This is a genomic window from Psychroserpens sp. (assembly GCF_036960315.1).
Taxonomy (GTDB): domain Bacteria; phylum Bacteroidota; class Bacteroidia; order Flavobacteriales; family Flavobacteriaceae; genus Psychroserpens.
Genome location: NZ_JBALVR010000001.1, coordinates 83,733 through 98,961, shown reverse-complemented (window position 1 = coordinate 98,961; position 15,229 = coordinate 83,733). Strand labels below are relative to the sequence as shown.

Below are 15,229 nucleotides of genomic sequence, written 5' to 3'. Positions count from 1 at the left end.
TTTATAATTATATTTACGATAAATTCATCATTATGACATCTACACTAAAAGCATTTATTGTCTTTACATGTTTTTCTTTTTTATCGCTTCAAGCTCAAACCGATCCAGATATCTTTGAGAAGTTCGAATCTAAATTTTATACTATCGATGGTTACAAAATCAATGTTGAAGTTTTAGGCGAAGGTGACCCTATATTTTTTCTACCTGGAGGTCCAGGAAATTCTCATGATTATATGCAAGGTGCTTTTGGGCACTATTACAAAACTAATACCGTCGTGTTTTTTGATTGGTTAGGTCGTGGCAAAAGTGATAATGCCAAAGCCCTTTCAGAATATAGTGTAGAGAATGACGTGGAGATGATTGAAAAGCTACGTAAGCTTTTAAAATTTGATAAAATATCGCTTGTTGGACACTCGTATGGAACTGTTCCCGCACAAGCCTATGCCATTAAGTATAAAGATAAGGTTGATAAAATGGTACTCATAAATGGGTTTCATTCTGGTGCAATGTGGCAAGCCAATTGTGATAGTTATAACCACTATGCAAAAACCCATTTTCCTGAAAAATGGAAAGCCGTAGATTCACTGCGTTCGTTAGGTTACCTCTCTAGTCAAGAGCCTCTCAAAACTGTTTATGGGAACTTCCCAACAAAATATATTTACTACCACAATACCAAGTTAACATCTAAATCTCCAAAAACAAAACACAAAAGTTGGGCTGGAGATGTCTATACGACAATTATTGGAGTGGATGGCGATTTTGATGTGTCTGGAAGTATGATTAATCAAGATTACAGGCAACAATTAAAAGATGTCAACGCAAAAACATTAGTCGTTGCAGGTCGATATGATGGCGTCTCAACACCAGAATTTGCGGTGCAATACAAAATCTTTATGCCAAAAGCGCGATTTGAAATGTTTGAACAAAGTGGCCATAACCCATACCTCGAAGAACCTGAAAAATTTTATGCTCTTTTTGATAATTTTATGAACATAAAATAGGTATTTTTGAATCTAGAAAGACAATAAATCACATGAGCGAAACGAGACATAACTGGACCACAGAAGAAATTCTAGAGATTTACAACAAACCTCTAATGGAGTTGTTATACGATGCTGCGACTATACATCGTAAACATCATGATCCAAATACAGTTCAAGTGTCCACTTTATTGTCTATAAAAACTGGTGGATGTCCAGAAGATTGTGGCTATTGCCCACAAGCCGCTAGATATCATACCGATATTGAAGGTAATGACCTCATGACAGTTCAGCATGTGAAAGCTCAAGCCTTACGTGCAAAATCTTCAGGAAGTTCTCGTGTTTGTATGGGAGCAGCTTGGCGTAATGTAAAAGATGGTGAAGAGTTTGACCAAGTTTTAGAAATGGTTCGTACGATCAATAAACTAGAGATGGAAGTCTGTTGTACGCTTGGTATGATTACAGAAAATCAGGCACAGCGTCTTGCCGAAGCTGGTTTATATGCTTATAATCACAACTTAGATTCTTCCGAAGAATACTATAAAAAAGTCATTTCTACTCGTGGCTACGAAGACCGATTGGAAACCATAGATAATGTTCGCAAAACCAATGTGACTGTGTGTTCTGGTGGTATTATTGGTATGGGAGAAAAATCCGAAGACAGAGCAGGAATGCTAGTGGCTTTATCGACTTTAAATCCGCAACCAGAATCTGTTCCAATAAATGCATTAGTTGCAGTTGAAGGCACGCCATTAGAAGACCAAACACCCGTTTCTATTTGGGATATGGTTAGAATGGTAGCAACGACAAGAATTGTAATGCCAGAAACTCAAGTGCGTTTAAGTGCTGGTCGTACCGAAATGACACGTGAAGGTCAAGCGATGTGTTTCTTTGCTGGCGCCAACTCTATTTTTGCAGGTGACAAGTTACTCACAACACCAAATCCAGATGTTAATGACGACATGGAAATGTTTAAACTCTTAGGTTTAAATGCCCAACAGCCCTTCATTAAAAAAATGCAACCCGAAACCATAGAAGCTAAAGACTCTCAATATCAAGCTTTAGGTGAAAAGCCAAGATGGTCAAGACCAGAGCATACAATTGATCGAAATGAAGAGGCTAAGCAAAAATCAAAAGTGCTTAAATAACTCCTGTTTTATCGTTTTTTAATTCTTAAAAGGGAAGCTTTAAAGTGTCTCTCTAGTCTTTGAATTGCCAAATTTTAATAAACAATTAATTCGGTTTCGCAACGTTTTATTACCTTTGAACACTAATTTTTTTTGATGCCTACATTGAATCTTCAAGAGATTCCTCGTGTGAAGAACATCACCAAAGAGGATTTTATCGCTAACTACTTCAAACCACAAAAACCTGTGGTTATTGAACGTTTTACCGATGATTGGCCTGCACATAAAAAATGGAGTTTAGAGTACATGAAATCAATTGCTGGAGATAAAGTTGTACCGCTTTATGATGACAGACCAGTAGATTACAAGGATGGTTTTAATGAGCCTCACGCCAAAATGAAAATGAGCGATTATGTTGATTTGCTCAAAAGTAAACCCACAAAATACCGCATTTTTCTTTGGAATATTTTAAAGGAAATCCCACAGTTACAAAGCGATTACACCTATCCTGATTTTGGTTTAAAATTTATGAAGAATTTACCGATGCTTTTTTTCGGCGGAAGAGATTCACACACGTTCATGCATTATGATATCGATTTAGCCAATATCTTCCATTTTCATTTTGAAGGCAAAAAGCAATGCATCCTATTTGATCAAAAACAGAATGAATATTTATATAAAATTCCGCACTCATTAATCACAAGAGAGGATATCGATTTTTCAAATCCGGATTTTAATAAATGGCCAGCACTCAAAAATGCAAAAGGCTGGCAATGTGAATTACAACATGGAGATATATTATATATGCCTGAAGGCTATTGGCATTACATGAAGTATCTCACACCAGGCTTCTCTATGAGTTTAAGAGCTATTGCAAAACATCCAAAAAACTTAGGTAAAGCAGTATACAATGTTTTGATCATGCGCCATTTTGATAATTTGATGCGTCGTATGAAAGGGCAAAAATGGATCGATTGGAAAAATCAGCAAGCTATTTCTCGCACCAATAATACTTTTTAGCAATAAAGCTTCAGTATTAAAAACTTATAATATATTTACCAGCTCAAATTTTAGACAAAAAAAATGAAAAATTTACTTTTAATTATTGCATTAACCTCTGTTTCACTAGTTAGCGCTCAAGCGTTCAAAGGAAAAGGAGATCAAAAATTCCAGGTTGGAGCTAATATTCAGGATGAAGCAACAGGGATCAACGCTAGTTATGATTATGGCTTAGGTGATAACCTTTCAGTTGGTATTTCTTCTACCTATGCTTTAGGAGTTGACGATATATTTGATGCTGATTTTGGCGATCGTTTCGATTTAAAAGCTAGATTCAATGCTAACTTAGGTAGCGTCTTAAATATCGATGAAAATTTTGATTTTTATCCTGGTTTAAGTTTAAGTTTAAAAAACTTTGGAGGTCATATTGGTGCACGTTATTTCTTTAGTGATGGTTTTGGAATTTTCACTGAAGCCGCATTCCCTTTAGCCAAATATGATGAGGACAAGGCAGATATTGGGAACTATATCCACAATCAATTTACTGTAAATATTGGAGCGACTTTTAACATATAAAAAGATCAATCAACTTATAAAAAACGTCATTTAATACAATTATAGGACGTTTTTTTATGGAATTAATTCTCGCACTTTTTCATAAACCATCGGACTCTCCCAGCCTCTGTACAGCAGGTAGTCTGCTAATTTTTTGCGTTTCTTATAAAGATTAGACTCTCTAATAAACTCAACCCTTTTTTCTGCTAAAGCATTAAATGTGTCGTAATAGTCATCAAAGTCTATTTCTTTCATTGCCAAAGAAATAATGGTCTTATTGATATCTTTCCGTTTTAATTCTAGTTGAAGACGTTGCTTGCCCCACTTTTTTATTCTGAACTTTCCCCGAACAAAGGCTTTTGCAAATCGTTCTTCATTTAAAAAATTATGCTGAAGCAAATGCACAATAATTAGATCTCTCGCTTCAGGAATCATACGCATCTCATATAACTTTTGAGTCACTTCTTTATGACAACGTTCTTGATATGCACAGTAGTGTTCTAGTCGCTTTTGCGCTTCATCGACAGTATAGGTTTTTGGTGGATGCATTGTGCAAAAATATAACAATTTGTTAATAAAACTGTGGCATTCAACGACTAACAACAGCGTAATTTTGTATATTAGCACGTTTGCGTTTTAAGTTAGCGCAAACGCTTTAGTTAATTCATTCCCTATGAAGAAAAATTACGCCCTCACCTTAATAGCATTCCTGTGCTTTGTCTTGTCTGGTTATGGGCAAATTCCAACGACAATCGATTTTGAATCAAATTTATCAGGTTATTCACATACACCTTCTCAATTACCATCAGCAGATCCTAGCGATCAATATTTTTACAGAGCGATCCCATCTGATGCAGCGATTTATGAAGGCAGTGTTGGTCCTTATACTAATGTTACAGGAAGTTGGATGTTCGTTGGCTCAAATCCTAATACCATTAATTCAAGTAATCCTGGAATTCTAACCCTTAATGCAATAAATGTATCTGGTTATACAAATTTAGAATTGAGTATTGATTGGGGAGCTGTACCAAATGATTGGGATAGTGTTGACGGCATTACCGTAGAATATAGATATGATGGTACTGGTTCTTGGTCAACCCTTTATAGTTTTGGTCATAATAACGGAACAAATGACCCTCTAGTTTTATCCGGGAACGCTATAGGCGGAAGTAACACAATAAATGGAGCTGTACTTACTTATGCCTTGCAAACTATTACTACAGAAAATTTTGCTGGCTCGGGCACTAATTTAAACCTAAGAATCGTTTGTGATTCAGGAAATAATTATGAAGCATTTGGTTTAGACAATATTGTTTTGAACGGTACAGCGTCTTGTACAGACACTGTTGATTTTAATAATGCACAATCACCAGCCACTGGAAATATAACTGTTGGTGGTGTGTTTAATGTTTATGCACAAGTGTTTGAGTCTGGAGTTACAGATAGTGCTGGTCAAGGCGCTAATATAGAATCTTGGATTGGTTATAGCTCATCAGACACAGATCCAAGTGGTTCTGGATGGACGTGGGTTGTAGCAAACTATAACATTGATGTTGGTAACAATGATGAATATGCTTTAGATTTAGGAGCACAAATTTCTACTTCTGGAACGTATTATTATGCTAGTCGTTTTCGTTTAAATAATTGTGGATTCACCTATGGAGGTTTCGATTCAGGAGGAGGTGATGGCTTTTGGGATGGTACAAATGATGTCAATGGTGTGTTAACTGTAAATCCTGATCAAGTAGATTTTTGTAATGTCGACTTCCCTAAAACTGGAGCTATTACAACAGGAGATAATTTTAATGTTTATGCTCATGTTTATGAACCTGGTGTAACAAATGCTGCTGGCCAAGGAGCTAATGTTTTAGCATGGATTGGTTATAATACTATCGGCATTAATCACCAACCTTGGGTTGATTCTGGTTCTGACTGGACTTGGATTCCTGCCACATATGATTCAGATATTGGAAATAACGACCAATATGTAGCAGAAATCGGTTCTGGAAGAACAGCGGGAACATATTACTATGCAAGTCGATTTCAACTTAATGGTAGTGATTATTCATATGGTGGAATAGCGTTAGATAATACTGGTAATTTTTGGGATGCAACAAATAACAATGGAACATTAACAGTAACAGATCCTCCACCTGCAAATGTGGTGATTACAGAAATTATGTACAACTCAATTGGTACTGATGATGAATGGATTGAAATATGTAATGAGTCAGGGGCTGTTCAAAACATAAGCGGTTATATTATTAATATTGGCGCATCTGCTGTCTTTACTTTTCCAGCACTTACTAACATTGCAAATGGTACATGTATAACTGTATCATTAGGTAGTGATGGAGATGGCTCCTATAATAATGATGATTGTGTATTTACACCTGATTTTGGCATTCTAGCTGTAACAAACAATTCCAACAACCTTGTAAATGGTAGTAACTCTATTACGTTATATGCTTCTAATGGTTCAACTGTTGTAGATGTTGTAACCTATAGTACTGCGAATGGTGCAGATGGCAACGGAAGTTCTTTACATGTGATTGATATAAACGCAAATAATTCAAATACTGGAACTAACTGGCAAGAAGTAGCTTATGGTGGAACCCATCATGTAAATGATCTAGTTCCTATATGTGTTCCTATGGATCCAGATATTAACGTTGAAGGTAATGTAGGAACGTTTCCAGATATTGCTGGCGATGGATCTAACATTCCTGTTGGATTTAACAACACGCTTTTTGCAGCCACTCCAATTGGAACTGCGACACCTCCAACGAAATCCTATAGAATTCAAAATACTGGAACTGTTGTTTTAAATATTAGCTCCATTACATTATCAGGAGCAAATTTTGGAGATTTTACAGTTTCTAGTATGCCAACTACTGTAAACCCTGGTTCATTTGAAACGTTTGATATTACTTTTAATCCATCTGGCACAGGAGCCCGAACTGCACTAGTATCCATAGACTCTGATGATCCTGACGCTTTTGAAGATCCTTATGAATTCAATATCAAGGGTACGGGAGTCTGTACGGCATCAACGATAAGCGTGTCTGGTTTTGCCCCTTTAGAGGGACCTGCAGGAACAGAAGTTACCATTACAGGTAATGGCTTTTCGGCGACTTCAACGGTAACTATTGGTGGCTTATCAGCAACGGTTCTTTCAGGAACAGCAACCCAGCTTGTTGTAGAAATACCCGCTATTACGAATTCTGGGCCTTTTACTATTACCGAAGGGGCCTGTTTTACAATCTCTTCAGACTTTATATTAACTTCTGACAATGCAAATTGCGGTCTTTCAGAATTAATTATGTCAGAAATCTATGATCAAAATGGAGGTAGTTTAGGTTATATTGAAGTTTATAATGGCACTGGTAATACCATTGATTTATCAAGTTATTATGTGAGACGTTATGGAAACGCTCAAAATATTATAGATGACTTTTATACAGACTATTATTTTTCTCCTAATCAAGATTTTATAGATGATGGTGAAGTCATTTACGGAAAAATAAGTACTGATACAGATACCGCTACTCCTGATTTTGCCTTTACGAATGTGAATGGCTTTGCAGGTATTAATGGTGAAGATATTTTTCATTTGTATAATGCAACGACCTTAATCGATGTATATACAGTTCCAAATAATGGTGTTGGTTATACAGCCACAAGAAACACAAACACACTTGGACCAAACGCAACTGAGAACCCTACAGATTGGACGCATAATAATATAGAATTCACAAGTAATTTAGGGACGTTTAACTATGTTCAAGTTATTGATATCCCTTTAATAATTGATCCAGTAGATTTTTCAGGATGTAGTAGTGATGCTGCGGACTTTCAAGTAACTGCTACAGCTGGCAACAATGGCAACACCTTAACTTATCAATGGTATTATAATGAAGGTAATGCGACAGATTTGGATTGGGAAGTTGTTACTGGAGGTGCATTCCCTCTAGTCACAGTTTCTGGCATTAATGCAAATACCTTAACTTTGACTGGAGAATTTTATGACTATAACGGCTATCAATTTTATTGCTTAGTTACTGAAGATGGTGCTTGTGGGATTGCTTCAAATGCTGCTCAATTAAAAATAGAAACTGCAATTTGGTCAAGCTCCGCTTGGTCTACACCTCCAACCATTGACAAAATCGCCATAATAAATGACGATTACGATACCAGTATTGGTGGTACTGGGCTTAATGCCCAAACAAGTTTTGAGGCCTGCCAACTTATCGTAAATTCAGGGAATACCTTAAGCATCGAAAATAATACTTATGTTAGAGTCCAAAACAATCTTACTGTAGATGGTCAAATTGTTGTAAAAACAGATGGTTCATTTGTTCAAGTTGATGATTCATCTATTATAGATGGAGCTGTATTAACTACAAGAAATAAAATTTCTGTAGAAAAAGAAACTGCTCCTCTAGCAACATATCAAGAGTACACGTATTGGAGTTCTCCAACTTTTGATGAACTCATAAATAATGGCCTTTCTGAAGCTTCAGCAACAAGACGTTTTTGGTTTAATGCACAGAATTTCTTAGATAGTTGTGCAGAAAGCGGAAATGATGATGTACTCGTTTGTGATATTTTGGGTGTAACACAACAAGACGACATAGATGATGATAATAACGATTGGACATTTGCTTCTGGCGTAATGACACCTGGAGTTGGTTATGCTTCAACACATAATAGTATTGGGTTTATCCCTAATCAATATATTTATATTTTTGAAGGCCCTTTCAATAATGGCGCTTACAATATTCCTATTTATAGAAATGATGCTGAGGATAGAGATAACAACTGGAATTTTATAGGTAACCCTTATCCTTCAGCCATAAGCGCAGACTTGTTTTTAGCCGCAAATGGAAGTATAGACCAGACTGTAGGCCCTACCAATGGCGCCATTTTCTTCTGGTCGCATAATACTGGTGCTGATGGTGATACAAACGGTAACCAAGTACAAAACTACTCACAGAGTGATTACGCAATTATTAATGGCTCAGGGCAAACAATGGGTGGAGATATGGTGATGCCAACAAGACACATTCCATCTGGACAAGGGTTCTTTATATCTATGGATCATAATGCTCCTTCAACATCTGCAGGAGGTACTATAAGAACTACAGATGTTATCTTTAACAATAGCATGAGGGTTACAGGAAATAATAATCAGTTTTTTAGAAATTCAAACATTTCTGAAGACAACAAACTATGGCTAGACTTAACATCAGACAATGGTGTTTTCAATCAAATTCTTGTAGCTTACGTAAACGGTGCTACAAATGACGATGATGGTATGTATTATGATGCACATAAAAATTTATCGGCTAATGCAAATTCAGTTATCTATTCCTTCATAGAATCAAGCGATAAGAAATTTGCCATTCAAGGTAAAACACCAAGTAGTTTAACACTCGAAGAAGTGATCCCGTTTGGTTTCCATACAATAATTGAAGATCCTACAATTTATTCAATTTCAATTCATCAATTAGAAGGTGATTTTTTATCTGGAAACACTATCTACCTCAAAGACAGACTCTTGAATGTTGTTCATAATCTTTCTTTAAATACTTACAATTTCACTTCGGAAATAGGAGAATTCAACGACCGTTTTGAAATTGTATTCCAACCGCAAGCGCTTTCAGTTACTGAAAATGAAGTGTCGCCTAACGATGTGTCAATCGTTGAACTAGGTGACGGAGACGTTAAAATTTCAGTAGGCAATAGCCATGTGATTAAACATGTTGACATTATTGACGCTTTAGGAAGAACGATTTACAAACTCAAAGGAAACAACAATGTTGAGGTGTATAACTTATCGCGATTAAGTCAAGCCATATATATGGCAAGAGTGACACTTTCTAACGGACAAATTATTACCAAGAAAGCAGTGAAAAGAAATTAAACGCTAGATATAGACGTTAAATGAAAAGGTTTTGATGTCATGTCGAAGCCTTTTTTTGTGTTATCATTTGATACTATAACGTAATGTCAAAATTAAATTTCTTCCAGGAGCAGCGATTCCAGAAGAATACGTTTGATAACGTTGATCTGTAATATTCTCTAGTGATGCAATAACCGTTGTTGTTTCTGAAATTTTATATTGTGCTCTTAAATTAAAGGTATACCATGACGGTGAATATGGGTTACCATTTTCATCTAAGGCATAGATATAATCTTTAACTTGTTCTGATAAGGCTAATTTTTCAAATGATAACTCGTTATTATATTCGGCAAAAGCATCTATCTGAAACTTTTCAGTCTGCCAAACAAAATGTGTGTTCCCGAAATTTGGGGCAATATGTCTTACAGGAACTTCGATACCGTCATCATCTTCTGTTCCTCCAATGATATTATACTGAGATGTAAATTTAAAGTGTTCAGAAATATTAAATAGGACACCAGCTTCAAATCCATAAATCCACTCTTTTGACGCATTTTGTATGGCTTGCACATTACTTAATTCACCATCATATACTACTTGTGACTCGCCATTTATGGTAAAATCTCTTCGTATAAGGGCATTGTCTAAAAACGTATAATAGGTGGCCATGTCGATAATAACAACATCATCAAAATTTAATTTGAGCCCTAATTCTCCACCATAGGCATATTCTGGTTTCAAGTTTGGATTTGGCACAACTACCGAACCAGGTTCAGAATCAAATACCTTTCCAATATCATCAATATTTGGAGCTCTAAATGCTGTAGATGCATTGAATTTCCATTGCATCATGCTATTTGGTATCCAACTTATTCCAGCGGTTCCTGTAACGGCTCCTGAGTTGAGCTTAGCACTATCAAACGGAAGGTTTAAAAACTCATTATTCTCAGTAAAATCGGCATTGCTAATAATATGGTTAAATCGCAATCCAGATTGAAACACAAACTTCGTATTTGGTTTGTATTTATAACTAGCATAAGCCGCAATGGATTGCCAACTAGAACCATTAGGATATCTTGAGACGGTTGGACTTGTCGTGTTCGTTTCTATATTTGTTTCTTCTCCTGTGGAATTTATTTTATTATAGACATATTCTAACCCATAAAAGAATTTACTTCTTTCTCCAAGGTCTTTTTCAAAATCGACATTTAATGAATACGCATCTACAGATTCCTCTCTAATACTTCTAATGCTCGATTGAAAGTCTCTATCAAATCGACCTTCTTGAAAATTTTGATAAGCAGCTGTAGCTTGAATTTTATCATATAAATTTGAGCTACTACTCAACTTGGTGACTTGAAAATTACCCATAAACCAACGTTGCGGACCATAATTCCATTCGGCTGAACGCAAATTTTCACCTCTATATCTTCTCAATCTATCGTATCTCGCATACTCCGATGTGGTCGTATAGTACAAGCCTAAATCAAAACTCAAATCTTCTTTAGGTTCATATCTCACTTTTTGCAAAAAATTGATTTGATCATAACCAGTAGGGTTTTGAATTCGAGGATTCTCATTTTCAACGATGACATCTTCTCCATTTATAGTTTCAACATATTCTAATCTTAAGTAATCATCTGGACCATGTCTACCCATTCTCAAATCATCAAAATCCGTATAACTCAAACTGCTTAAAAAGGCCCAGTTTTTTAATCCGAAATTAAAATCTAAATGGCCCGTTTTTTCTTTATTAGCCGATGCATATCTCACAGCTGCATTCGCATTAAAGTATAGAGAATCCTTATAGGATAGCTGTGGTTTTTTTGTGTAAAAACTCATGACACCACCAATAGCATCACTCCCATAAACCACTGAGCCTGCTCCTAGTGTAATTTCGGTGTTTTGAATGGTGAAAGGATCGATAGAAATCACATTTTGAAGATTCCCTCCTCTAAAAGTGGCATTGTTCATTCTAACACCATCAACTGTAATTAAGAGCCTATTAGTAGAAAACCCTCTAATCATTGGACTTCCTCCTCCAAGCTGGCTTTTTTGAATATAAACATTTCCTGTGCTTTCTAATAAATCGGCACTGGTTTGCGGGTTTTCAAACTGAATATCGCTAGCATTAATATTAACGATGGTTTGTGGTATATCCCTTTTGCTTTGTTCAAATTTTGATGCCGAAATAATAATCTGATTAAGATCCTCAATCCTTGGCGTCAAATAAACGATAAAGTCAACCCCTAATTTAGCTATTTTTATAGCTCTCTTTTTGTACAATATATTCTGAAAATAGATGACTTCATCATCAGTAAATTTAGCAATAGATGCTTGTCCATCTAAATTAGTGATTACAGATTTATCCTTTTTAAAATTGAATATCGTAACACCAGATATTGGTATTTTCGTGGCTTCTTCTAAAACTGTTATGGTTTGAGAGTGACAGAATAAAAAGGAAAAAACACATAAAATTGAAAGCGTAAACTTGATCATATTACTTAAATACCTGATTGAATATTTGTAAAGATTTAGGTTTTTTAAAACTGCCCAAATGTAATTCAAAATACAGCAACAGCATCGTCAGAAATGATTGTCTTTGTTTTGAATTTAATTTTACACTATTAAGTGTATCAAAATTTATGCCTAAGAGCTGTTTTAAAGTTGCTAAATTTTCTCCATAAACACTGTAAACATCTCGTTTTTTTGATTCAAACAACCCATTGTTTAGATTGAAATACATTTTATTGGTATCTGACACATCTGGATAGAAACCCAAATGTTTGGTGAGATTAAGTAAGAACAGCAAATGAAAATTAGAAAATTCATCTTCAGCATCTAGCCATCTAAATGTGGTTTCCAAATAATGATATAACTGTTGATTTTCTTCCTCTTCTCGTAATACCGATGATAGCACTTCGGATAAAAACATAACAATAGAGCTCTTATAGACATTCGTATGCAAACTGGTGTAACTAAAATCTAATCGGACTTCCTTAATGGTTTGTAAGGATTGATTTTCTCTATAGTTTTCTTCTATTTGAAGCTGAGATAACAACTGATAGTAGGCAGCCTTAGAGCTTCCTTTTTTACTACTCAAGACACCTCTTAACAGATAACTTACAACGCCCTTATGTAGTGTAAAACATTTTACGATAAGATCATTATCTCTGTATCTAAGCTTAGAGAGAACAATAGCTTTAGTTTTAATAAGCATATTGAGTTTATTGTCTAACTATGAGTAGTTTTAAAACTTTTGTTTCGAAAGAGTCCAAATCTGATATGAGAAACAAATAAACCCCAGAGGCAACTACATTACCTCTCATGTTTTTTCCATTCCAAATACCTGTACCACCATCAATTGCAAAATTATAGTTGGCTTTTGATATTCTCTGATTAACTCTAGATTGTGCCTCTGCAACAAGGTTTCCTTCGATGTCTGTGATTTTTACGTTTACATTTTCAGTTAATCCTGAAATTTTAACTCCGTTATTAATATCATTTAAATCATCAAATCCTAAAATATTGTATTCCGGTCTTACTGGATTTGGATACAAAAAGACTTCTTCTAAAGTTTCCTTTGGTTTCGATCCTCCAGAAGAGAATGAGACCAAGCCTTTAGTTGTGGCTATAAAAACTTTACCAGATGCAGGATCTATAGAAATATCTACAATACTATTTGATGGCAGTGGAGAGTTATCTGTTGTAAATTGAAATATGGTTTCTTGACCATCTGGAGAAAAATAAAAGATCCCCGAATCTAATGTTCCAACCCATTTATTATCTGATCCATCTACCTTAATATCGGTAATGTATTGATTAGAAAGCAACTCTGTAGGTATCCCATTTTCTAAAATGACAATTTCATTAACTCTTGGTTCTGGGTCGTCAACAAAATTTGAAGTATTAAATAGTACTCTTAAACCTTTTATTGTACCTATCCATAATTGGTTTCTACTGTCTAACGCAATGGCTCTTACATGGGCAGAAGGCATATTTCCATCTTCCTCTGCAACAAAATTAATTGCTCCAGTATCTGTATTAATACCAATTAAACCATGACTGAGGCTTGACAACCATTTCATTCCACCCGAACCAACTTCTAAGTCGATAGATCCATTTTCGTCATTCAATGCATCTGGAATTATCTCTGAGAAACTGAAGCCTTGCCATTGATTTGTTGCTGGATCAAATGATTTTAAAGAACGATCAACCTTAGCTGTTGCTGCCCATATTAGTCCATTATTATCAAATTTAAGAGGTCCTTGACGTATCCCAATAATATCTGGAGCTCCAGGAACTATTAGTGATTCTAGACCACTATTATCTTGATTATATAGAACATCTGCAACTTGATTATTCATTTCTAGAATTCCATCCTTAAAAGAGCTAATAAATACTTGGTTAGGGTTGATTGGGTTTATAACTATGTCGCAAAGGTTTCGAGCTGTGAGAAGGCTATCAAAAGGAATATTATTCCACTCTTCATCTTTTAAGACACTAATCCCTCGACTGTTTAAAGGGAAAGAGTTAAGAAATATCGAATACTCTCCATAGGTCACCCATACTTGACTATCGCCTGCTTGAATTTTAAAGGCGCTATTACTTGAAGGCCCTTCAGGCAATATAACTTCGTACTCTGTTGAACTATCTGGAATAGTTTTTAGTACGCCTGTATTTATTGTCCCTATATATAAATTACCTTCTTGAATTATAGCAGATGTGAAGTCGGTATCGAAGGTTGCATTTGTTGATGCACTTTGAATTTGAACAAAATCTTCAGTGTATACAAATACAGTCTCAGGAAGTGTTACAATCAAATTTTCTTCAACAGATCTTACATCTACTGGTAACGTTGGATACGTTAATTGAGGGGTTAGATTATCATTTACAACTTCATGCAAGACATTGTTAGATTGTAAGGTATACAGTTTGCTTCCTACACTTTGAACCGCACTAAAATTACCATTATTCGTGGTCGTCCATTGTTGAAAATCAATTAAATTGGGATTAGCTAAGTCTGCTTTTCTTAATCCGTTATTAGAACCACAAGCCGCATATATAGAGCCCTCAAATATTGTGGTTTGGTTTATTGTGATCTGACTTCCGCCATTACCGAGAAAATAAGTATCACCAAACTGTAAATTAGTTAAATCATATACTGAAATCCCATAATCTGTTGAGATATATAAAAGCCCTTCGAATTCATAAAAATGGTTGATCCTTTTTAATGCGGGAGAAATGGTTTCTTTTTCAAGAATATCTACAACAGATAAAATTTCAGAATCTGCATCAAAAATCACCTCAATTAAACCTGTATCATATCCAACCACTAATACATCAAAATCTTCACTGTAGGTTATCGTTGAAATAGATTCGCCAGACAAACCATTAATAGTCGTTATGGTCTCAATTTCATTAGAGAATAAATCATAACTAAAAATAGCATTTTCTGATGCTGCAAAAATCTTGTCCTCGCTTTTAGTAATGTCTCTGATTTCAAAATATGAAAAATAGCCTTCCCAGAGTGTTGAAAAATCTTGGGAAACTCCTTTAAAAGAAACTAAAGTTAAAAGGACAACTACAATTCTTTTTAACATATCAATTATTTTTTGTTAAATATATTTATATCTAACGACATTTTCTTCAATATCATATAA

At 35.2% G+C, this 15,229-nt stretch carries 9 protein-coding genes; 5 read left to right on the top strand and 4 right to left on the bottom strand.

All coding sequences use genetic code 11. The features are described from left to right. Positions 1 to 32: 32 nt before the first annotated feature. From V7719_RS00450 to V7719_RS00435, 4 genes are all read left to right on the top strand, one after another. Positions 33 to 1,001, top strand: a complete 969-nt coding sequence (locus V7719_RS00450) for an alpha/beta fold hydrolase (RefSeq protein ID WP_335727882.1) — start codon at positions 33 to 35, stop codon at positions 999 to 1,001. A gap of 32 nt (positions 1,002 to 1,033) precedes the next feature. Further along, the gene (gene bioB, locus V7719_RS00445) at positions 1,034 to 2,128 is read left to right on the top strand and encodes a biotin synthase BioB (RefSeq protein WP_335727881.1); all 1,095 of its coding nucleotides are present in this window, start codon (positions 1,034 to 1,036) and stop codon (positions 2,126 to 2,128) included. A 135-nt stretch (positions 2,129 to 2,263) separates the two neighbouring features. Further along, positions 2,264 to 3,127 (top strand): cupin-like domain-containing protein, encoded by an 864-nt coding sequence (locus V7719_RS00440; RefSeq protein ID WP_335727880.1) that lies wholly within the window; start codon positions 2,264 to 2,266, stop codon positions 3,125 to 3,127. Between the two features lie 63 nt (positions 3,128 to 3,190). Continuing rightward, complete coding sequence (locus V7719_RS00435; RefSeq protein ID WP_335727879.1) at positions 3,191 to 3,682, top strand: DUF6646 family protein; 492 nt, start codon at positions 3,191 to 3,193, stop codon at positions 3,680 to 3,682. A gap of 54 nt (positions 3,683 to 3,736) precedes the next feature. Here the strand turns inward: V7719_RS00435 and V7719_RS00430 are convergent, their stop codons facing one another. Continuing rightward, positions 3,737 to 4,210, bottom strand: a complete 474-nt coding sequence (locus tag V7719_RS00430) for a regulatory protein RecX (RefSeq protein ID WP_335727878.1) — start codon at positions 4,208 to 4,210, stop codon at positions 3,737 to 3,739. 124 nt (positions 4,211 to 4,334) lie between these two features. On the opposite strand from V7719_RS00430, the gene V7719_RS00425 reads away from it, so the two are divergent. Then, positions 4,335 to 9,587, top strand: a complete 5,253-nt coding sequence (locus V7719_RS00425; RefSeq protein ID WP_335727877.1) for a lamin tail domain-containing protein — start codon at positions 4,335 to 4,337, stop codon at positions 9,585 to 9,587. A gap of 63 nt (positions 9,588 to 9,650) precedes the next feature. On the opposite strand, the gene V7719_RS00420 is transcribed toward V7719_RS00425, so the two are convergent. The 3 genes from V7719_RS00420 to porZ are packed head-to-tail and all read right to left on the bottom strand — an operon-like array spanning position 9,651 to position 15,169. Further along, complete coding sequence (locus V7719_RS00420) at positions 9,651 to 12,065, bottom strand: TonB-dependent receptor plug domain-containing protein (protein WP_335727876.1); 2,415 nt, start codon at positions 12,063 to 12,065, stop codon at positions 9,651 to 9,653. 1 nt (position 12,066) lies between these two features. Further along, the gene (recO, locus tag V7719_RS00415) at positions 12,067 to 12,786 is read right to left on the bottom strand and encodes a DNA repair protein RecO (RefSeq protein WP_335727875.1); all 720 of its coding nucleotides are present in this window, start codon (positions 12,784 to 12,786) and stop codon (positions 12,067 to 12,069) included. Positions 12,787 to 12,793: 7 nt separating this feature from the next. Further along, positions 12,794 to 15,169 carry a type IX secretion system anionic LPS delivery protein PorZ gene (gene porZ / locus V7719_RS00410; protein WP_335727874.1) on the bottom strand — a complete coding sequence of 792 codons (2,376 nt, stop codon included), beginning with the start codon at positions 15,167 to 15,169 and terminating at the stop codon, positions 12,794 to 12,796. Between the last annotated feature and the right edge of the window lie 60 nt (positions 15,170 to 15,229).